12 protein-coding genes and 2 pseudogenes are annotated in these 23819 nt (G+C 37.7%); 5 read left to right on the top strand and 9 right to left on the bottom strand.

What is annotated here, in order from left to right; genetic code table 11:
• The 7 genes and pseudogenes from ACFINE_RS01525 to ACFINE_RS01555 form a co-directional block, all read right to left on the bottom strand.
• Positions 1-1438 (bottom strand): annotated as a pseudogene (locus ACFINE_RS01525) (hypothetical protein); the annotation flags it as partial.
• Between the two features lie 426 nt (positions 1439-1864).
• The gene (locus ACFINE_RS01530; protein WP_375620819.1) at positions 1865-2182 is read right to left on the bottom strand and encodes a hypothetical protein; all 318 of its coding nucleotides are present in this window, start codon (positions 2180-2182) and stop codon (positions 1865-1867) included.
• 76 nt (positions 2183-2258) lie between these two features.
• Complete coding sequence (locus tag ACFINE_RS01535; RefSeq protein ID WP_375620820.1) at positions 2259-2447, bottom strand: hypothetical protein; 189 nt, start codon at positions 2445-2447, stop codon at positions 2259-2261.
• The gene (locus ACFINE_RS01540) at positions 2402-2668 is read right to left on the bottom strand and encodes a hypothetical protein (RefSeq protein ID WP_375620821.1); all 267 of its coding nucleotides are present in this window, start codon (positions 2666-2668) and stop codon (positions 2402-2404) included. Before ACFINE_RS01540 ends, ACFINE_RS01535 begins: the two co-directional genes overlap by 46 nt.
• A 493-nt stretch (positions 2669-3161) precedes the next feature.
• Positions 3162-8153 carry a YadA-like family protein gene (locus ACFINE_RS01545; protein WP_375620822.1) on the bottom strand — a complete coding sequence of 1664 codons (4992 nt, stop codon included), beginning with the start codon at positions 8151-8153 and terminating at the stop codon, positions 3162-3164.
• 632 nt (positions 8154-8785) lie between these two features.
• A complete protein-coding gene (locus ACFINE_RS01550) occupies positions 8786-15103 on the bottom strand; it encodes a Vomp family autotransporter (protein WP_375620823.1) in 6318 nt (2105 codons plus the stop codon).
• Between the two features lie 979 nt (positions 15104-16082).
• Positions 16083-16589: a helix-turn-helix domain-containing protein gene (locus tag ACFINE_RS01555; protein ID WP_375610047.1), complete on the bottom strand. Its 507-nt coding sequence runs from the start codon at positions 16587-16589 to the stop codon at positions 16083-16085.
• A 149-nt stretch (positions 16590-16738) separates the two neighbouring features.
• Here ACFINE_RS01555 and ACFINE_RS01560 point away from each other — a divergent pair, with 149 nt between their 5' ends.
• The 3 genes from ACFINE_RS01560 (at position 16739) to ACFINE_RS01570 (ending at position 17801) form a co-directional block, all read left to right on the top strand.
• Complete coding sequence (locus ACFINE_RS01560; protein ID WP_375612875.1) at positions 16739-16978, top strand: hypothetical protein; 240 nt, start codon at positions 16739-16741, stop codon at positions 16976-16978.
• A 104-nt stretch (positions 16979-17082) separates the two neighbouring features.
• Complete coding sequence (locus ACFINE_RS01565; protein ID WP_375612874.1) at positions 17083-17529, top strand: hypothetical protein; 447 nt, start codon at positions 17083-17085, stop codon at positions 17527-17529.
• 2 nt (positions 17530-17531) lie between these two features.
• Complete coding sequence (locus ACFINE_RS01570) at positions 17532-17801, top strand: hypothetical protein (RefSeq protein WP_012754562.1); 270 nt, start codon at positions 17532-17534, stop codon at positions 17799-17801.
• 319 nt (positions 17802-18120) lie between these two features.
• On the opposite strand, the gene ACFINE_RS01575 is transcribed toward ACFINE_RS01570, so the two are convergent.
• Together ACFINE_RS01575 and ACFINE_RS01580 are read right to left on the bottom strand one after the other, a co-directional pair.
• On the bottom strand, positions 18121-19332 hold the full coding sequence (locus ACFINE_RS01575; protein ID WP_375620824.1) for an MFS transporter: 1212 nt from the start codon (positions 19330-19332) through the stop codon (positions 18121-18123).
• Between the two features lie 452 nt (positions 19333-19784).
• Positions 19785-19982 (bottom strand): annotated as a pseudogene (locus ACFINE_RS01580) (hypothetical protein); the annotation flags it as partial.
• A 1370-nt stretch (positions 19983-21352) separates the two neighbouring features.
• On the opposite strand from ACFINE_RS01580, the gene ACFINE_RS01585 reads away from it, so the two are divergent.
• Entirely contained in the window at positions 21353-22543 is a 1191-nt protein-coding gene (locus ACFINE_RS01585) for a hypothetical protein (protein WP_375620956.1), read from the top strand.
• Entirely contained in the window at positions 22540-23745 is a 1206-nt protein-coding gene (locus ACFINE_RS01590; protein ID WP_375620825.1) for an ATP-grasp domain-containing protein, read from the top strand. The genes ACFINE_RS01585 and ACFINE_RS01590 overlap by 4 nt, the downstream gene beginning before the upstream one ends.
• Positions 23746-23819 lie beyond the last annotated feature (74 nt).

Below are 23819 nucleotides of genomic sequence, written 5' to 3' on the forward strand. Positions count from 1 at the left end.
TACCCTGAATTGTGTAAGTTGGTGCTTTACCATTAGATACATCTGCACCACCACCAAAATATTGTGATGTATTTTGACTTACACTTGCAACGTCCCGATTAACCTGCTCCAACTGCGCAAAATTCACTGCATCATCAGGTTCTTCCCCAGCTGCCACTCCTGTAATCTGCTTATTGCCAGCATCAATACCATCCACAGTTATTTTAGCCCCATCAGCAAACAAAATGCCATCATCACTGATAGAGCTTCTCCCAGCGGTAACTCGTTCCACTGTAATATTATTAGCTAGATCAAATGTTACATTATTGTTTTCCTCACCTTTTGTAATCTTAAGGTTGTCACTTGCAGCCGACAAATCTACAGTATCTTGTACACCAACAGCTTTAGCATTTTTACCTCCAACAGATAGTGTCCAACCTTGGTCTACGTATTTTTGTAATGATTTTAACTGTGCAACATTAACGGCATCAGTGTCGCCACTACCAGCTGCCACTCCTACAATCTGGCGCGTTTTTTTTGATTTAGCATCACCAACACTCACTGCACCTAGCGTACTCGCCCATATCATGTCGTCAGAATCTGAAGGGCCTTTAGTTAAAGAATTATACCCGATAGCGCCAGCAGCAACATCAGCCACAGACTCGCTCCCAAGAGCAACACCCTTATGCTCAGTCGCTCTTGCATCTGAACCAATCGCTATCGAAAGATCTGTTTGAGCTTGAGCACCATAACCTATAGCAATTGCTTTTTGTCCACCTGCAAGTGATTTGTTACCGAATGCAATACTATCAACGCCTTTTGCTTTTGCACGCCCACCAATAGCAATCGTATTGCTTGCTACTGCTTCAGACGCAACCCCTATAGCAATACTTGCTTGTCCACCTGCAAGTGCAGCAATACCAAAAGCTTGTGATCCCCCAAACTTTGCAGTTGCACCCGCTCCAAATGCTGTTGAATAATGCCCCGTTGCGGAAGATCCACACCCAGTTGCAAAAGAATACACACCATAAGCTTCAGGCAGAACATTTGAAAGACCACCGGTTGCTTTTCCCATATATCCCCCCTTACCGGTCAGACCATCATCAACCCAATTAAGCTGAACCTTCGCCCAGTTAAAAGGACGCTTGCCATTAATCTCTTTATTCATAGAAACTCTTTCATATAGTTCCTCTGCAGTGATTTGGTTATTAGTACCTTGATTGCTTCCACCACGATCAACAACATTAAACACGCCACAGTAATCCTTATCGCCAGCTAATACAATACTGCCATGGCTAGCGTATTGATAAGACACGCTAGGACCACTTGTACTTTGAAATTTATCACCTGTTATCGCAAGATTTGCAGCAACCACAGGAGAAACACTCGACAAGAGCGTCGCTATAACTGTTCCCAATGAAACAGCTTTAATCAAATTTGGTGTTGAATATTTTTTCATAATACCCCCTCATAACAATAGATTAAAAACACAAAAAAGGTGTGTTCTAGAGCTTTCTTATTTCCCTTGCGTGTTCCTGCTTTTACAGCGTGTTTTGGGACATAAATAAAATTAAGACATAAACTGTTGTTTCTACAGTGTCTTTAGAGGGTAACTAGGGGTAGGTTCGTGAAAGTCAATTTGAGGAAGGTAAAAAAATACTTAATATTAGAATGGATTTCATTTTTCTATCAAAGGTTGTGTATCGTTTTTAGCTTTGATCTCTTTGAAAAAGGTATAATTTTTGTGCCTATTGATCATCCGCTTAGGCATCAGTTTATTTTTCGTGAGTAAGATCTTTTATTTCATTAGAGGATTTATGAAAGCTTTTTACTAAAATGCCCCATCTATATCCTTACTCATGGTAATGTGTCTCGTTGCTGTATCCTATTTTACAAAAATACTCACTGCTACTTGTTCTTTTATTCCCTTCAGTTGTGAAAAATTCACTGCATCAGTATTGCTAGTTCCTTCTGCAACATTTGTTACTTTTTTACTTGCCGCATTAATATTACCGGTGGTTATTTGCGGGACATCAGTAATTACTAAGCCTGTTGCATCGACTTTTCTTTTCTCTCCTAATGTTATGCTTTTCAATGCTATATCATTAGCCAAACCAAATATGAGCTTATTTTCATCGTCCTTATCTCTTTTAACCCTGAAGTTACTTCCTCCCGATGAAAAATTTATTGTACTATCTAGCACCCATACCTTTAGCTGCCTCACCATAAATAGACAGTTTCCAACCTTTTTTTCTTACGACTTCTTATAAACCCTGCAACTATCTAAGGTTCACTGCATCGGCAGGTTTGCTACCAGCTGCTACACCTATAATTTGTCGCGTTATGTTTTTACTAGGAACACCAATACTTACTGCAAATTTCGTACTTTTCCATTGAGATTCAGTGTTTTTAGCCGGTCCTTTCAGAAGAGACGTATACCCAAAAACGCCATCAGCCCTACCGGACACAGAGTTGTTCCCAATAGCCCCCCATCAACCGTCACTTTAGAATAAGAACCTAAAGCGATACTTCCAACCCCATTTGCTTTTGAATAGAAGCCCATAGAAATAGCTTCTTGAGCAAATGCATATAGCACGGAATGACCAAGTGAAATCGAACCATATTCTAAAGCTTTAGAAACAGCTCCCACTACTGTTGAATAATCACTCTTCGCAAGTTGTATAATCATTTTCCCCGTATTCGCTCTTCTTATTATATTCACTACCTATTGCGATACTGCTTTTCTCTAAAGCGTAAGCCATATTGCCTACAGAAACGCTCCATTATTTTTCCGTTTGCGCTCCACTACCCTAAAGCAATACTTGTGTTTGGAGTACGTTGCATATCTGTAGAGCGTTGCATTATAAAGCATACGTTTAAAACTATACGAAAATAAAAGCTAAAACTGTCTTCTTTTAATAAAGGGTATATTCGTATTTACATTTCTTGAAGCATTTTAATAAATCAAAATAATAGCAATCAATTTTTTAAATCTTTACCATTAAGGTCTTTTATTCTCAACAAAAGTTGTCATAGGCTTTTTATATTCGGATTTTATATAATTACGGGTGTTTTATACATTTAGAATAGCTTTAGAGAGCTCTGGAAGAAAGTAAAAAATTTGCCCTTTTCTTCAATTAAGAAAGAAAAAGGCAAATCAATTTTATGGATTTAGTCGTTTATTAGTTGAGTATCACATTAACCCCTGTACTTATACCCCAGTGACCTCCAGAAGTGGTAATTGACAAGTTGGAACCAATATCACCGTTCTCTGAAGTATAACCTGCACCAAAAGCAAAAGCAGATTGACTACGCCATAAACCACTACCAAATGCGATTGTTAATTTTCCAGGAATATCACTATAGCGTAAACCAGCTACCGCTAAACCAACAGCTGCTGCTTGTCTTGCCTCTTTTCGAACATCCTCAACAGCATAACTTAATGTCGAAAACTTCATATCCGTATACGAATTAGCCTCACTAACGCTATCTTTTACAAGATGAGAAACTTGCTCATCCGTATACTTATTGGCATTTTCAAGCACAAAATCCATCTTATCTTTTAATTGACCGCCATTAATCGCTTCTTTCGAATCCTTTTCAATCTTTCCATCGGCTACATTGGCTATTAATACTGGAGAACTGTCATCTCCACCAACTAATGTAACTTTATTGGTCTTTTTGCCCGTTTTTTTATCTTTATCGTATTGTACAGACCCCTCCGTAACTTTATTTTCAATATCCTTGACCTGATCTGTAATCATTTGCTGAGTTTCCCAAAGCTGTCCTCCATTCACAGCTTCTTTTGAATCTCTGTCTACCTTGCCATCCTCTACATTGATAATCTTACTTGGACTCTTAACACCCTGAGCATCAACATGAGATGCATCATAGCTTCCTTTTTCTTCATTCCAATTCAGACTATTCGAAGAGGTACTCTTTTCAACTTCTTTTATACGATCGTTGATAGTGCTCATGCTGTCATTAACAACATCAAATGCTTCAGAGACATTATTACGCTCCTCTTTATCACCTTTCGTACCATCCTTATTAAAGACCTGAACGGTGAATTTTGGTCCTTGCCAGTTTCCTTCCTTATCATAACCAGCTCCTCCACCAAAATATGAGGCAAATGTCTGTTGAAGTGTATAAATCTGACCACCATTAATCGCATCAGTCGAATCTTCTGATATCTTTCCTTTCGCAAGGAACGTGATCTTGCTGTTTTCCTTTTTACCTTCTTTCTCATGCTGTGCTATAAACGCACCTGCATCATCACTCCACAACAACGCATTTTGCTCAATGTTGCCTGAAATCTCATTATGAAGATTCTTGAAAACCTTATTTACACCGGCAAACGCGGCTGCAATGCTATCATAATCCTTCTCTTCAAAACTTCCATCTTCTTGGAAAGTCATTATCTTGAAACCTGGAAGCGCCCAGCCATCACCATCATACTTAGCATCACCACCAAAATACTTTGCTAGCGACTGATTCAGATCATAAATCTGTCCGCCATTAACCGCATCACTCGAGCCTGATACTATAGAGCCAGCCGCAAGTGATGTGATCTTGCTTGCTTTTCTGTCTTCACCTTCCCCATGCAGAGCTACAAAAGCTTTGTCACCATCGCTCCAAGATAAAGAATCTTGTGCAATTCCCTCTGAGACCTCCTTAATGCGAGCGTTCACATTCTTGATATTGTCATCAAGCCCTTTAAAGGCAGAACCAACATCGGTATGCGGTTTATCTGTTACTTCGCCACCTTTATCAATACTGGATAAATTATAAGTTGGCCCTTTAAAAGCACCATCCTTAAATTCAGCATCTCCACCCAACAATTTTGCTATATCCATTGAAAGGATGTGAACCTGTCCTCCATTGATAACATCCGTTGAGTTTTCCGCAATCGATCCGGCGGCTACATTATGGAGCGCAACAGGTGTAGCATCCTTCCCTTTCCCAAAAGTTACATTTGTATAATCAGTTTGATTATCTGTTGTTTTATCGTAAAGAACAACAGAAGAACTATCAGACAGAAGGGTATCAGAAAGATCCTTCAAACCTTTATCAAATTGTTCTTTGTTCACGGCTTCATTGTTTTTTTCTGCCGCCTTTACACCAGAAAGAGTTCGATCCTTACCACCCTTGTTTGCGATATTGATTTCACTACCTTCTACTCCTTTACCAATGTTGATAACATCTTCATTTTTCGTAACAAGCAAATTACTGATTACATCGCTGATCGCAGTTTGAACCTTTGTGAAAAGTTTACCCACACCTGAAAATGCATCTGATACATTCTTATAGCTTGATTCAGCTTCAGTGCCATCATCATTGATAATTTTGAGCTTAAAATCAGGAACTTTCAATTCCCCATCCTTATATTCAGCGTCATCAGAAAAATATTTTGCAACCTTATCGCCCAGTGAATAAAGTTGAGAACCATTTACGGCATCCATCGATTCTTTCGTAATATCTCCTACAGCAAGCGATGTGATTTTACTTGCCTTTCTGTCATCACCTTCCCCATGCTGGGCAACAAAAGCTTTGTCAGCATCGCTCCAAGATAAAGAATCTTGTGCAACTCCTTCTGAGACTTCCTTAATGCGAGCATTCACATTCTTGATATTGTCATCAAGTCCTTTAAAGGCAGAACCAACATCGGTATGCGGTTTATCTGTTACAACACCTTTTTCATCAATATTCGATAATTTATACTCTGGTACTTTAAAGTTTTTGCCATCAAAGGATACATCTCCACCTAAAATTTTTGATAAATCCTCAGTGATTGCATGAAGCTGGCCACCATTAACGGCATCTGTCGAATTTGTGCTAAGATCTCCACCCGCAAGACCTGTTATTTTTTTACCTGCAGCATCAATACCATCCGCTATTACTTTGGGACCATTTTCAATGGTTAATCCCGTTTTATCTAAAGTGACGTCTTTTAATTTTACACTGTTCAATGTGACATCTTGTGCCAAATCAAATGTTATTTTTTTGTCTTTATTGTCTGTTGTATCACTATTTTTAATCTCAAAGTTTTTGCTTCCAGAAACCAAATTTAATATATCACCCGGCTGAAAGTTTGAAACAGCCTTATCATTAAGAGAAAGTGTCCACCCTTGTGCTACAAATTCTCTTAATTTTTTCAGCTGTGCAATGTTGACGGCATCAGTGTCTGCATAACCCGCTGCTACACCTGTAAGCTGTCGTGTTATCTTATTCGGAGTATCACCAACACTAAAAGCTCCTTGAGTGCTCTTCCATATCACACCATCATCCGTTGACTGGCTCCCTATGGAAGGATCATAGCCAACTGCGGACACTGAGTTACGAGAAACAGATTTATAACCCACAGCAACACCACCCTCAGGAAGTACTTGTACATTTGAACCTAATGCCATACTATTTTTAGCTGTTGCAGCTGAAAGTCCACCTAATGCGATACTATTTTCACCAGATGCATTTGCAAAACCACCTAATGCGATACTATTTTCACCAGATACATTTGCAGAACCACCTAATGCAATACCATTGTTGGCAGTTGCACTTGAAAGCTTACCTATAGCAATACTTTCTTGCCCACCTTTTCCCTCACTGGCAGCAATTGTAATGCTCTCCGTTTCGGCATGCCATTTAAAGATACTATCATCGGTAGCTTTTTTAATCTCATTGTGAAGATTTACATAAGACTTACCCACACCTTCAAAGGCTTTGGCTACATTTGGAAAACTTTCTTCTTCAATCTCATTCGTCTCAGGATTTAAAGTTTTAATTTTGAACTCTGGATTATCCCATTGACCATTCGTAAATTTAACACCACCGCCTAAATATCCAGCTATATGGGTAGCTACAACATTCAACTGACTACCATTTACCACCTCTTGTGAATCTGCACTAAGATCACCAGATGTAACACCCGTTACCTTTTTATTTCCAGCATCAATACCACCGGTGGTTATTTTCGGACCATCAGTAATTACTAAGCCCGTGGCATCGAAGGTATTTGTACCTGTCTTTACGCTCTCCAGTGCAATGTCTTGCGCCAGATCAAATTTTACTTTATTGTCATCTTCGCCCTTTGTAATATTTAGGTTGCTACTTCTAGCGGAAAAATCTACCGCGCTATTCATAAGAACAGTGGTAGCATTTTTATCTCCAACAGAGAATTTCCAACCGTTTTGTCTTACAACTTTTTCTAAGTCCTGCAACTGTCTAAGGTTCACTGCATCGGTAACATTAGAACCAGCAGCTACGCCTGTAATTTGTCTGGTTATACCCTTACTATAATCACCAACACTAACTGAGCCCCGCGTACTTTTCCATTGCGCCTCGATGTTTGTTGCAGGACCCTGCAACAAAGAAGTGTAGCCAAACTCACCAGCAGCCCTATCGGATATAGAATCGCTTCCTAGAGCAACACCTCCCGCAACCGTCACATTAGAGCTAGCGCCTATAGCAATTCCCTGCGTCGCCTGCTCCTTTGCATATGCATTGTACCCCATAGCAATCGCTTCATTTGCATAACTATGTGCTTTACTACCGAAGGCTATTGAAAAATCACCAAATGAAACTGTTCTCTCTTTTTCATCAGAACTATCGGTTAGAGAAGAGCCGATTGCAATGCTATTTTTAGTATTTCTACTACTACCAGCTAAAGCAGTTAAGCCGATAGCAATCCCTTGGTCAGCCTTTGTCTGCGCTACTTGCCCGAAAACAATAGCATCATGCGCTTCTCCCTGAGCTCGTTCACCATAGACAAGAGGATTACCCAAATCATCCCTAGTTATCTGATCTCCCTTTACAACTCCTGGAGTTAAAGCTGCTCTTGTTATTTTTTTACTTCCAGCATTCATATCAATTGAACGTATCGAATCGCTGGTTTCTGCCAAAACATTCACTATAGGACTATAATCACTTACACCAGTAAGAGTTTTGGTTAAAAAATTTTCATAGTCATCAGCAGCACTTACCTTGAATGTCAAAGCAACATTCAGCGCTGTTAAATAATTTTCCTGTGATGAACTAGAAGAATCCAAATCATTCGAAAAAACAGGGGAAACACTGGCTAAAAGTGCCGCTATTGAAGTCAAGGATAGGACTTTAATAAAAGGAAAACGAGAAAATTTTAAATTGCTCCCTGCTAATTTTGTATATAATTTTTTCATAATGAACTCCCCAATGAAAGAAATAACTATAAACACAAAAAAGACACATTTAAACGCTATTAGGTCCTCCAAAATTGGTTTTTCTAAACGTATTCAAAAATTTAGTACCTGACTGAAAAGATAGAGACGTTGTGTTTTAGATTTTATGGTTAATGCGTTTTGCTCTTTTACATTTCCTAAGAAAGTAAATTTTTTTGTGGTGATTGGTTTTTTTAACCTTTAAACTTATTTGTTGTTTTTTGCAAGGGGTAGAGTTAATTTAGCGTATTGTTTTATAGCTTCTTCCAGTAAAGTTGAAATACATTTGAATGGAGATTTTTGTCTTAGTAGAAAGCTTTTTAATAGATTTGTAGAGAGCAAAAGGTTTTTTTATCTGTAGAGTGCTACAGATTTTTCAGATTTAAAAATTAAAGAAGAAAATAATAAACTTATAATTTATGAAAAAACTCATTATCTTATTTTGAAATAAGAAGTTCATTTTGTTGAAAGCGTCCGGTTTTTCTGTTTTTTAAACCTGTATTTATCGTTAGCGCTTATCAATTTATATATATATATTTTACATACCTAACAACAATTCACCCCTGCCTCATGAGACAGGGGTGAGAAGGAATTTTTATGTATTTTGTTTATTATCAATTCAATGTCATATTGAATCCCGCACCTACACCCCAGTGACCTCCAGAAGTTGTTGCGGATATGTTAGAGCGGTATTTTCCATTTTCTGAGGTGTAACCTGCACCAAAGGCAAATGCAGACTGACTACGCCATAAACCAGTACCAAATCCAACGCTTAATTTTCCAGGTGTATCATTGTAGCGTAAGTTAGACACCGCAAGACCAATAGCCGCTGCTTGTCTAGCCTCTTTTTTCACACTCTCAATACTATAGTTTAAGACATCAAACTTCATATCTGTATATTGCTTAGCCCGATCAACAGCATCATCAATCGCATCAATCACAATATTATTAACCCGTTGATCTGTATACTGCTTGGATTCATCAAGAATAATCTTCATCTGTTCTTTAGTATAATCATGAAGTTGACCACCATTTACAGCCTCTTTCGAGCCTTTTTCAATTTTACCATCAGCTACATTATCAATCAGAACAGGTTCACTGGCATCCCCCCCCGCTAATGTGATTTTATTGGTTTTTTTGCCGTTTTCATCTCTATCATAACGAACAGCATCCTCTTCAATGCCGTCAACTCTATTATTGATGTTATCAACTTTGGCATCAATATTGATAACTGTATCACCAATATCAGCAATCGTATTGGAAATGGTATCAACTCTGTTGGTAAGATGCTTCACATCTTTTTCGACACCAGTAACACGTTCATTGGTTTCCCAAAGTTGCCCACCATTGACGGCATCTTTCGAGCCTTTTTCAACTTTACCATCAGCTACATTGATAATTTTATTCGGCTTTCCATCGCGACCAGCATCATAGGCCTTTTCTTTATCATTCCACTTTAAAGCATCTGAATCGACCTTGTTGATGACATCATCAATACGGTTATTAATATTTGACATATTTTTATTGACGTCACCAAAAGCATCAGCGACATTATGGTGCTCTGTCTCAACAGTCGTACCATCAGCATTGACTTGAACAATCTTAAAAGTAGGATCTGTCCATTTGCCATTCTCATATTTGGCACCGCCACCGAAATAATTCGCAAGTTGGTTATTCATGGAATAAAGTTGGTTGCCCGTAATGGCATCTGTTGAACCTTGAGCAATCTCACCATCTAAAAGATACTTCAATTTGCTGTTTGTTTTCTTGCCATCTTTTTCATGACGTGCTACAAATGCTTCTTCCTCATCATCCCACAGTAAAGCATCTTTAGAGAAATTTTCAATTTTCTGATTAAACTCATTGGATACATTCGTTAAGCGTTGATTCACATCTTGAACATTTTTATCAAGACCTGTTAAAGCATCACCAACATTGTAAAAATTAGCCTTCCCTACTTCACCACCTACAATAGCGGATAAAGTATATTTCAGCCCTTCAAAAGCACCGTTAATGAACTTTGCACCACCGCCAAAAAACTTTGCAATATCTGCTGATATTTTATTAATCTGACTACCATTGATTGCATCGTTGGAATTTTCAGAAATGCTACCATCTTTTACGTTATGAAGAGCAACTGTTCCGTTGTTCTTATCGCCGCCCAAAGTTACACTACCATAATTAACACTATTATCGTCATTCTTATCATAGAGAACCGCAGCAGCAGTTACTGTCTCAATATCTTTAGAAATCTTATCTATGCTTTTATCAAGTTGGTCTTTGTTAACAGCTTCATCACCATTTTCTGCCTCCCGCACGCCAGAAATTTTACGTCCTGAACCACCAACACCTGCAATATTGATCTCAGTACCAGCGGTATCCTTACCAATAGTAATAATACCTGATGCACCTCCATCTTGCTTAACAAGACTATTTTTTACCACATCGGAAATCTTATTATCAATATTTGTGATAGAAGTATTAACACCTGTAAACGCTTCCGTAACATTATGATAGGTCTTCCCCTGAATAAGGAAAGCTGGTTCTACACCATTCAGTACATCTGTACTACCCCCAAAATATTTCGATGTATTTTGAGCGACTGTTTTAAGATTGTCAGTAACAGTTGTAACCTTCTTATCCGTAGCAAAAAGCTGTGAACCATTTACCGCTTGCGTTGATGTTTGAGAAAGTTCTCCATCTTTCACACCGGAAAGTGTTCTTTCTTGATTATCTTTATTTACAAGGCTGATTTCAGTACCACCAGTTGCTTTACCCACAGTAATAAGACCATCTTCTCCCTCCTGCTTTACAAGGCTATTTTCTGTTACATTGTTAATCTGATTATAGATATCCGTAATAGAATTATTGACACCTTCAAAAGCATCAGCGACATTATGATGCTTTTTCTCAACAATAGTGCCATCCTCATTACGCTGAGAAACTTTGAAAGTAGGATCTATCCACTCTCCATTCTCATAGCGAGCACCACCGCCAAAATAATTCGCAATCTTATCGCCCATCTTATAAAGTTGAGAACCATTTATTGCATCTGTTGAATCTCCTGAAATATCACCATCCGCAAGGAATTTAATCTTACTATCTGTCTTCTGTCCATTTGGTCCACGCAGTGCGACAAACGCTTTTTCCTCTTCACTCCAAAGTAACGCGTCTTGAGAAAATTTATCAAATTTATCATCAAATTTCTTGTCTACATATTGTATATGTTTATTCACATTCTTGACATTTACATCAAGTCCTTCAAGAGCCTCACCAACATTGTCAAATGTTTTCTGTACTACTGTACCATCTGCAGAAACGGTAGATAAATTATACTGTGGTCCAACAAACACACCATTTTCAAATGAAGTACCACCACCAAAGAATTTTGCAATATCTCCAGAGATTGTATTAATTTGACTACCATTTACAGCTTCCATGGAGTCTTTGGAAATTTCACCATTTTTTACACCTGCAATGGTTCGCTCTCCCTCAGTACCTGTAATATCAATTTTCGTACCGCCTTTTTCAGCACCAATAGTGATAAGCTTCTGATCTTCTTTCCATTTAACAAGACTATTTTCTGTTACATTATTAATCTGACTATAAATATCTGTGATAGAAGTATCAACAGCAGCGAAAGCATCCGTTACATTGTCGTGTTTTGTATTCTGAACCATAAAAGTTGGTTTGATACCATTAAGTATATCTGTCTCCTCACCACCAAAAAAATCCACTATATTAGTAATATAATTAAACAGTTGATGGCCATTTATTGCTTCTGTTGAATCGGAACTGACTTTTCCAACTGCAACGCCAGAAATAATTCGATCCTTGCCTTCAGAGTTCGCAATATTGATTTCGATACCTTCTTTTTCAGCACCAATGGTAATATTTTTTTTACTTTTACTCCATTTAACAAGACTATTGTCTTCTATCTCAAACTTCATTTTATATAATTGTGAAAGATTAACAGCATCATGCTCATTGCTACCATCTGCGACTCCTGTAATTTTTGTATTGGCGGCATGAATACCACCCTTGGTCATTCTTGGGCCATCTTTGATCATGAAACCGGCATTACTCATTCTGCTGTCCCCTGTTTCTACACGACCAACTTTAATATATTCGCTTAAATCAAACTTCACTTCATTGTTATCACCTCTGGTAATTTTTATATTTGTGTTCTCACTCTCATTATTATCATCGTCCTTCTGCTTAACTGCAACAAACTTTACTGTACTTCCTGCCCCAACATCTGTAGCATTATCACCATCAACAGAAAGCTTCCAGCCCGTTTCCATCCCCGCTGTAAAGTCTTTCAGCTGTTTATAATTTACTGCATCAGTATCATCAGTACCAGCTTTCACTTTTGTAATCTTTTTGCCACCAGCATCAATACCATTCACAGTTATGCTTGGACCACCATCAACAAACTTAAAGCCATCGTTGCTCATAATGCTGTTGCCTGTCGTGACACTCGTGAGCTTAAGAGTATCATTCAGAGAAAATGTAACTTTATTACTGTCTTTTGCAATTTTTATATTTTTGCTTCCGTCCTCACCCGCATCCGCAACAAGATCTACTGTACTCCCAGCTTTAACATCTGTAGCATTGTTACCATCAACAGAAAGTTTCCAGCCATTTTCTGCAAGTGTCCTTACCTCTTTCAGCTGTTCATAATTTACAGCATCAGTATCGCCTTCTGCCTTAGCTACTCCTGTAATTTTTTTATCACCAGCATTAATACCATTCAAAGTTATGCTTGGTCCATTACCATCAATAAACTTAAAGCCCTCATCACTCATAATGCTGTTGCCTGTCGTGACACTCGTAAGCTTAAGGTTATCATTCAAAGAAAATGTAACTTTATTACTGTCTTTTGCAATTTTTATATTTTTGCTTCCGTCCTCACCCGCATCCGCAACAAGATCTACTGTACTCCCAGCTTTAACATCTGTAGCATTGTTCCCATCAACAGAAAGTTTCCAGCCTGCTTCAGCAAGTGTTCTTACCTCTGTCAACTGCTTATAATTTACAGCATCAGTATCTTCTTCCCCTGCCGCTACTCCTTTAATCGTTTTATTACCAGCATGAATACCATTAACAGTTATGCTCGGCCCCTCATCACCGTCAAATCTAAAGCCAGCAGCATCCATAATGCTGTCTCCTGCTGTGACAGTCATTACCTGAATATCATCAGCTAGATCAAATGTGACATTGCGATCATTATCTTTTTCGATCTTGATATTTTTTGTACCTTTATTGTCAGCTGACTGAAAATTTACTGTACCATTTGGACCAATAGCCGTAGCATTTCCACCGTTAACAGCAAGCTGCCAACTCGTTTTGTTCGCGTTTTTCACCTCTTGCAACTGTTTATAATTCACTGCATCGTTAGGTTCAGACCCATCTGCTACGTTTGTGATCTTTTGCTTGGCTGCATCAATACCATCAATAGTCATGCTTGGACCATCATTACCATTAATAAAAAAGCCGTCTACAGTCATGCGTGAACCGCTTTCACCGTTAACAAAAAAGCCATCATCACTCATCGTGCTTTGGCCTGTGGTGACTTGCGTCAATTTAAGACGATCATTTAAAGTAAATTCAATTTTATGCTTATTATCTGCAGTGTTTTTTGCAATCTTTAAGTTGTCTTTTCCCGCTTCTTTTTCACTTTTCACTGAAAAATCTACAGTATTGCCTGAATTCACATCTGTCGGATCGGTATCGTTAGCAGAAAGTTTCCACCCCCCTCCCCCTGCTATGATATCTTTCATAGCTTTTAGTTGCGCCACGTTTACCGCATCAGTATCTTCACTTCCAGCTGCAACCCCTGTAATTTGTCGTGTTAGCGTACCATTACCACGACCGCCAACTTCACCAACGCTAAAAGCGCCTGTGGTGCTCTTCCATGCTATACTGGTTTTTGTTGTCCCTTTACCTGTTACAGGATCATAACCAGCAACATTCTTGTCTCTATCAGAGATAGCCCCACCACCTACAGCAACACCATCTCTAACAAGCACTTGCGAATTTACACCAATGGCAACCGAATCTTCTTTTTCAGCATAAGCTTGCGTACCTATAGCAATCGCATTTTCAGCATTCGCGATTACTTTTCTGTTAGGATCATTTTCTTCGGTTCTGTCAGAGCGCCTGCCCCCTATTGCAATAGCACCTGAAGCTTTAGCTTCAGCATCTGTACCTATAGCAATCGTATAACTCTTTTCTGCCTTTACCTTTGTACCTAAAGCAATGCTATTTGTACCTAATGCAGTTGCAAGCCCTCCAATAGAAACTGAAGATTTGCCCGATGCTTCTGAGCCTACACCCATAGCAACACTTGCTATACCACTTGCAAGTGCGGAAACACCAAAAGCTTGTGCACCCCCTGCCTTTGCTGTCGCACCTGCACCAAATACGGTTGAATAATTACCCGTCGCTGCAGATCCACAACCCGTTGCAAAAGAATAAACACCATAAGCCTCAGGCATAGCATTAATGATACCACTAGTGTTTGTTCCCATATAAGTAGCATTGTTGGTTAGAATCCCAGCGCCTTGCCAAGTAACCTTTTCAGTGGTCGTGCCGTAAGGACTACGACCTCCAAAAACTTTCTCACCAATAAATCTCTCATATTGTTGCTCTGCGGTTATTCGTTGACTATCAGCAATTCCTTGTTGTTGTTTGCCGCCACGACCAATAACGTTGTCTACACCACAGAAATCATCATCACCAGCAAAAACAACACTCCCATGACTACCGTGTGGATATGCAACACCAGTACCAGGTGTACTTTGACTCGTCCCTCCTACTATCGCAAGATTCGCCGCAAAAACAGGAGAAACACTCGATAAGAGTGTGGCCATTACCGTACTAAGAGAGACAACTTTAATTAAATTTGGTGTGGAATATTTTTTTTTCATAAGAATCTCCTCCTACAGAGTTCAACATCATCACAACGCGCGAAAACACACATGGCAAAACCCTTAGTTTGCGCACTTCAAAAACCAATAAATCAAGACAAAACTCCCCCCTACGATACCGATACTTATCCGGCATCGACCTAAAATCTCTGCAACAACATCGAATCTAGAAAAGTCCCCAACCCTTTTAGCTAGAGGGATTCAAGCTAAAAAATAAATAAAAACACAAAACTTTGAAAATATACTGTTATCTCCATTCAAAAATACTGCGATTTATCTCTTAACAAAAATAGTTTCACTAAAGAGCAATTCTACTTTTCAAATAAAGCGCATCAGAAGAATGGCAAGAGTGTAAAAATTATTTTTTATAAATTTATAAAAATACTTCTCAATAAATTAGCTGTTCTTATAAGCACAAATTTATGATTTTTTAACTTATAGCATAATGTAATAATGACGATTATCATGATAATCTCACTTTTTGTTGCGAGGTAAACTGTTTCAATATATTATACATCTCTTTGAAAGAAATCTGTCTTAAATATAATGATGCACGCTCTGTAAAAAGTTTTAACGTGCTCATCTTATCATCTTCATAAAAAGACAAAAGCGCGCCTATAAATAGTCTTTCGTTCTTCTCTCTTATATATCTGTTACCCTTCTATAGGAACAAAACATCGTCATTGTATTTTCACTGTTGTCCGTATCTTTTCTTCAACCAACAAATATTTCAGGAATGGCACTATATTAGCTTCTTTTTGAAGAAATTTTGTTTGTATCACTACTCGTCATTCTTTTTATGAACCATTTTATCTTTAATCAGAGAAATATATTGATTTATAATGATAGTTTCTCGTTTTTCAGATCGAATAAGAGACTCGAAAATCGTGAGATTTTCACATTCCAAACTTGGTTATACAGCAGAAAATCAAAAAAGTTTTATTTTTTTAAAGGCTGTTCATTCGTATCTTATGAAATTCTAGATGTGCTTTTCAGTTTCGATTTTACGCTTTAAATGTAATTTTAAAAGTGGCAAAGTGGCTTCGACTTCTTCTATATCATTGAGGTTTTGAATAAGCTCTTGCAATCTTCCATAAAGCTCTGCTGCTAATTCCGCAACATCTTCAGGAGAAAGTGTTATTTTTGCATCATGATAGGTCGTATAAACTAAATGTCCCAGCTTTTTCATCAGCCCAGTAGGAATCGCCTGCGGTTTAAAACCAGCTGCTTTCGCCTTTGCCACATCTGAAAACATCTCGCCATTTCCCGTTACTAGCCAATCTAATGAAACACCACAAATTTCTTGATATTTGGAGAGCGCAGAGGCTGTAGGCTCACTTATACCAGTTTCATAAGTTCCTATAGAGCCAGCAGTGATACCAAGATGTTCAGCAAACTGCTTACGCTCTGTAAAACCAAGAGCGTGACGCACTTTACGAAAACGTTTTGCCAACTCAGTTTTAGGTTTTGCTTCCGGACGAGCCAAAAAAAACACTCCAAAATCAATATAATTGTTGACTAAATAATTATATTGATTTACATCTATCATTACTGCCCCTTAAGAAGAGCAGTTATCACATACATAACCCCACAAAAACGGATGTTACAGCATCCATTCAAGCAGGAGCGAAAATTATGACAATTACAAAAATGCAATCGCCGTGGTATTTCTCTGAGCTGCGCCCCTGTAATATAACCTTGGAAAAACTCAAGCCTATCAGAGGCTATTTTCCAGAGTCAAAAACATTTGGACACAGGCCAATGAAAAAACTAAATGCGCCACTGCCAACTCTATCAGTTTGCATGCCAAGCCAATTCTTGCCAACTGCTTTCTCAAAAGTTGCAGTCATATTCTTTCAAAAGCAAAAAGCCTAATACGATTCTCTTCATTTCATGCTGTGTAATATACCACTGAAATCTTATTACAAAAATATGCTAATGCATTTCCCATAGGTTTTTATAAGGTAAAAAGTTTATCAATGTCTAAAAATCAATATAAAATAGGCAAAATAATTGGTATTCTACAAAAAATGAGATTATCACTCGTTATTAAAAAGTTAGACGTTTACAAACCCTGTTTGCTTATTTTATATATTAATAGCACTGATTTAGCTGTAACTGGCAATAGAGATTTCAGGGTGTTTGGTTTATCGTCAGAATACTCTTCCTCTACGCATATTAAAAGCCTTTTGGCAATGTATTTTAAATGCTATAAATTCTATAGTAAACACATTGCCATCCATATTTACAATTGGGCGCTTCAAAATCTTGGAGTAATAAAATCTTTAATAGGCTTTGATTTAAAAGCGCGTATTTTGCAGAAAATTGACAAAACCATGAGGTTCGTATACATGGCAATTTTAAGTGATGATAGTGGAGTGATACTTAAAAAAGCTGCATGGAAACCCGCAACGTTGAGGAATTAAGCATGACCTCTTTATGCGATAAAGAATTATCTGATACACTGGTTGGTCTTTATGACGACTATCAACGCGGTTTCGACATTGGAGAAGAGCTTAAACTGTGCGTGGATTTGGCGTTATCTCTTGAATTGGAACTCAGTATTCACCGTTTAAGTGAAACAGATGCTGTTTTAAAAAAAGAGATTGTGCAAACCTTGCATCGTCGTAGAAATACTCATTCCAATGAAGATGAAATTGATACAATTTTTCATATGGATTTTGAAAAACAAAAATAATACAATACTCTCCCCATATGATACGATATTACCTCATCGCTTTACTTTCTGCTACGCTTAGACAAAAAACTTTCAAGAAGATTTAAAGTGTTACGTTTTCGTCTTCTTAACAACAGTGAGATGAATTAAAGAAACGCATCAATTCTTTTAGATCATTATCAAAAAATAGAGAGTATTCTCTAGCATACATCAATTTATGCTTTGTTCATTAAGCACCAACTTTTACATTTTCTCAACTCTCCTTTAAAAGCAAAATGTGAAATGTACTGCAGCGTAAATATTTATAAAATAGCGTATGTTGTCCACTCTTAAACGTAATTTATTGTTTTTCATGTTTATAAAACAGCACTATGAGTATTCCAACAAACGCAACAATGCTTTGAAAAAAATATATCGATTGAGGTGATATGTTACTGTTATCGCTTGCCATGATGAGATAGACTCCGAGGATCAAGCATCCAGAGATACCATTAAAACTTGCCTGCAATCTTCCTTGGTATTCAGGATCACAAGAGAGTTGTGATAAAGAAATCGAAAGAGCCCAACTCGAAAGTCCAAATCCAATCATAAAGTAAACAGGAAAAACAACAAAATTGTGTGTATTAACAGATAAAATAGCGAGGCCAATAGCCATAAAAGCTAATAAAATGGCTAATGCTTTCCTGATAGATAAAACTTTACAAAGAAGTGGTGAAAAAAACGCACCTGTCAATACACCCATAGAATAAAGCACCTCAAATATTGCAAAGGTCCTGTTATCCGCATGTAAAACCTCTTGTATATAAGGAACGAGAATAACAGGAATGGTCATCAAAAGAGTCATAATAATCATCTGGCTTATATAAGGTACAAAAAGAGCCGGATTCTGTTTAAAATAATGAAGGGATGCTGTATAATTTTCCCACCAATTTTGCTGGTTTTGTTTTTTAGATCTTCGGTTTTTAGGTACCTTCATTGCAAAATTAAATAAACCAGCAATGATAAAGAATATACCACCTATTAGAAGAGTTCCTTTTGTTCCTGCATAGGACAGTATAAATCCACTTAAGCCCATACCTACGATAGTGCCAAGTTCATAAACCATATCGATGGTTGCATTTGCATTGATGAGCTGTTCCTTCAGCACAATACTTTGAATTAAAGAAATAGCTGATGGCATATAAAAAGGGATAAAAATACCCAAAAGAGCAGATAAGACCATCAATTCAATTTCTATACCAAAATGCCAAAGCATTACCCAGCTCACGATTACCAAACCTCTCACAAGATTTGAAATAATAATCTGCGTTTTACGGTTATATTTATCTGCCAATATGCCAAAAATAGGCGCAAAAATAATGCTAGGCGTCCAAAGAAAAAGCATCATCAACGCCACACTACGGATTGAGCCCGTCTGATTGTAAGCGATCCATGACAATGTAATATAATTTAGTCCACTTCCAAATGTAGCAAATAAGCCGCTCAAAGTAAAATAGAGAAAAGTTCTATTTTCAAATAAAGCAATGCGTTCCTTCAAATTTGAAGTGAACATAAATTATCCTCTAAAATGAATACCAGTCGATATGCACGATACATCCTGTTTAAAAACAGGCATTCTGACAATTTTCATTTTAGATCATTAAATTTAAGAAAGCAAAATTTCTTTTTTGAGGCTTTTACAATCTTTGTGCTGTTTTATGATTAATTCTTCTATGAAAACGGAACATTTATGGACAAAAACAAAATTAATATTTTATGTGCGTTTTATTCAGAAGCTACACCTTTATACATATGTGAAACAATTTTACGGTATGGAAGCTTCACTCACATTTTATTGTCCTTATTATTCCGTGCACTAAAATATGCTCGAGTATATTCCTCCATGTCGTTCTTCTATCACCACACTTCGTCTCTAAAAGAATAAACATACTATTATCCTCACAATAAATATTGCTAACTTTTCTACTCCCCTTCTCTAAATCTTTTAAAACAAGCCCATTACAATTAGTTTTCTAAATAAATTTTTTCAATAAAAGAGAGTTTTTCTTCGTATTTTAAGTTTAAACCATTCCTTTTCTGCAATCGTTCCAGTACTGTAGTGGGCGGTAAATGAAGATAAAATGTAATATGGGGTCTTGGAATAGATTGATTTAATTTAACGACACTTTCAATAGAAAGCTCTCGAGCATAAAAATAAGCAAGACTAGAATAAACAGATCAATCGCTAATTAATAAATTTTGCAATGAAGCTAAGGAAGGTTCAATAATTTCAAGCGTATGTTTGCGTCTATCTGTCTTGCTAAGAGTGCTAAAAGCAACGGATCAATTGCTTTTCCTTTATCTAAATATCTCTAATTTATGGATTATTTCTATACTAAGAACTGTGTTAAAAGTTTGTATTATATGTTGTTCTGTTGAGTAATGACGAGAAATTTCTTTGAAGACCGCATGGAGTTATAAACTTTTTTATCAAGATACATTCTGTCTATATACCCTCCATAAGTTAAATTGTTTTTTGTCTAAAATCTTTTAATGTTCAATAAGATGTTTTTTAACTCGTCTCTAAACAGAAAAACACAATACTCCCGCATTTTGTATAACTTATTAACTTTATGATAAATGGCAGTATATAGACTTAGTTTTAAGATAAGGTTATATTTTAGACAACTTAAAATAAGATTAAGTATTTGTAAAAAATATATTTTTTTGTTCACACTCCATAACCTGCCATTTTCTAACGAATTCTAGTAGATTTCTGAGGATTACTCCTATAGCGTCGTGTAAATGTATAGAAATGAGTTCGATCTCAGTATATTATTGTCCTAAGAGCTAGTACTGGATTGCACTACATAGAAATCTAATGAAATCAGCTCTATCTTTTCTCAAACCACCGCTCACACTATAAGCATTTGATATTCAATTCCGTCAAAAAGCAGCAGAGCAATTCTCAGAAAACATCGCTGAGATATTGAAATATGTCTTGCAAAAGCGTTTGAATCAAATGTTTCAATATATCTTTCGGTATATTCATAAACTGAAACTAAGAATATTATAATAAGCCCTCAAACAACGACGACGCCCAAATCGGCCGTAATAAAGCCTCCTAAAACTGAACCAATAATACCTCTCTCTGAAAAAGACTACTATGTAAAGGCTTTAATACAATACCTTAGCGCTAATGCCATAAATGTTTCTGATAGATAACGAAGTTTATTGTCACAATAACATCTAACAACGGTCAATAGAAAAACCTCAACCTTGAGTATAAATGGAGGCAATCTTGAGAGTGCAAACACAGCCTTCCCAAGAACATAGCTATACTGGTCATTTAGCGAAGAAACTCCTCATTGGAAAAGCACCTCACAAGAGATACAGTAAAAATACCAACCGCCTCCGCTCTCAGTTTCTCCAAAATTAGCTATCGCTATGATAAACGTTATCGTTCAAATCTGTACCATGCTTCTATCGAAAAAACTTGACATGCCTAACAACATATATATTAGCTTTTTGTAAAAGTGTATAATTTATAGCATGCCTATTTAACATGGGGGGATAATGTGCACAAGCAACTGATGTTTCGGTTTTATGGGCTTGTTGTCCTGCTGTATCTTTCTGATATGGTTTTATTTTTAAGTAATCTTTGGAATGCTTATCGCATAACATCCTCATCGGTTTTTCTAGGCGTAACCATGGCTTTGGGCACCCTTATGCCCTATCTTTTGAAAAAAAGCAGTCTTGTGCGCATTAAAGCCTCACTGCGGTTGGTCGATTTATACAAAAGGCGAATCATTATCTATAGCCTTCTTTTATTGATTGCTCTTTTCCATTACGCTGATTCCCCCTTTGGTTTTATTGCTGTCTCTATCTCTATCGGCTATCTCTCTTTGATTACCTTAAGCACACTCGAGACTTATAATACTAAACTAGCACTGAGTGGTTATATTAGCGCCCAAAAGGCTTCCCGCATTATGCAAACAGTGGTGCAAATTGGCGCATTTTTGGGAGCAGCACTGAGTGGTTATCTCTTAGAAGCGACCAGCCCTCGAGGGGCAGCAGCTGAAATCGGTTATAATGGTTTGATTGTGACACTTTGTTTGTTTGACATCATTATAAGCCTTATAGCCGGATATATTATCTTTTGCGATGAATACAACGCTACAGATACCACAGCACTTGCAACTGGTAAGAAGCCAGCACCTACACCGCAAGTGGATGAGCTCTCCCATGAGCTTAAACTTTTATGCGTCTGCATAGGACTTATTGGCTTTCATATTTGCGCTTATAATACGCTGGCAACTATTCTTTTTCAGAGTGTGAAAAATTTTGGCTCTGAATATTATGGGCTTTGCAGTGCGGTTGCAGGCGTGGGCGCTTTTTTGGCTGCTTTTATCAAAATCCCTCGTTTTGAATTTATTCTCCCAGCCCTTATGTTGAGCATGGCTGATCTTATTTTTAGCACCACACAATCGCCCTATTTGGCTGTGGTCTTTTGCTTTTTTATTGGCTTTTCAATGAATACCATGCGAATTAATGCCCGCAAACATACGATTGAAGCGACCAAAACAGAGGCTCAAGCAGAGCTGGTGGGAAGCTATAGCGGCATGCTTTATACTCTCTCCCAATCGGCAGGTTATGTCATTCTTGGTCTTCTTACAAGCTCTGCCCTTATGGGTCCTCAAGCAGCTGTTTATCTTCTGCCCCTTATAGGGTTGATAATCTTTATTTATGTTCTTTTCCTTTTATCGCAGCGGAACAAAGTATGAGAAAACCTATTCTTATTGTCGACCCTTTCTCCACGGGTGCCCTCTATGGCCCTGCTTTGCAAAAATTAGGCTATGCTTGTTATGGTGTTGTCTCTCAAGCAGCTCCTTTTTCACACTATATGCTTTCTTATCAGGGAAAGGGCATGGCAGAAGCGAAGCTTCATAGTGTCGATGAGATAAAGAAACGCTTTCCTATCGGCACGATAGAGGCTGTAATAGCGGGTGCCGAAAGAGGTATCTATTGTGCAGAGAAATTGGCGGCTTATTATGGTTGTCTTGGGAATAACCCCTTGACTACCGATTGGCGACGGAAAAAAGCAGCGATGCAAAAACGCCTTTGTGAAAATGGTTTATCTTACATCCGATCAAAGATTCTTACAAAAAACGATTGTACTTTCGATGGTTTTGAAAGCCACAGCGGCTATGTGGTAAAGCCAAATGATTCTGCAGGGAGTGATGGTGTTTTATTTTTCTCTAATCTTGAGGAAGTAGTAACGTGGACCTCTGAAATCGACTGGAAGAAAAAAAATATTTTTGACGCACCTAACGAGGCTTATTTGCTCCAAGAAAGATTGGAGGGAGAGGAATACATCGTCGATGCCGTTGTAAAGGGAGAGGCTATAAAAATATGTAGTTTGTCACGATATAAAAAAGGTATTCATAATGGAAGTACTTTTGTTTATGAAACGCTTGATGTACTTGATTCTCAAGATCCCTCTTATGCCCCTCTTATCTCTTATGCAAAACAATGCATTCGCGTGCTGGGAATTGAATATGGACCTGCGCATATGGAAATCATGCAAACAGCTCGTGGTCCAGTGATGATTGAAGTAGGAGCCCGACTCCACGGAGGAATTGCACCCACCTTGTTCGCACATTGCTATGAAGATGATTTACTTGAAAGCTCCGTTAACCTTATTGCAGGCGTGTTTTCGCAAACCCCAAGTCGCTTTAAGAAAAAAGGGCGTATTATCTTCCTTATCAACGAGATCGACGGTCATATTATAAAAGATGTTAACGTATGGCGGCAAAAGCTTCATTCTTGGGAAAATGTGGTTCATTTTACGCTCTTTTTTAAAGAAAACGAGCCCCTCCCCCTAACCATCGATTTAAATACCTGCCCTGCCATTATAGCAATTTGGGGACACAGTGATGATGAATTATCAGCTTTGGAGAGGGTCATTCGTAGCAATTTCTTATAAAATACAACAATTGGGAGGAAAACATGGATTCAGCAGCGCAAATAATTGAAAATATAGACAAATATGAAAAATGG

The organism is Bartonella sp. AA97HXZ, assembly GCF_042196985.1.
Classification (GTDB): domain Bacteria; phylum Pseudomonadota; class Alphaproteobacteria; order Rhizobiales; family Rhizobiaceae; genus Bartonella.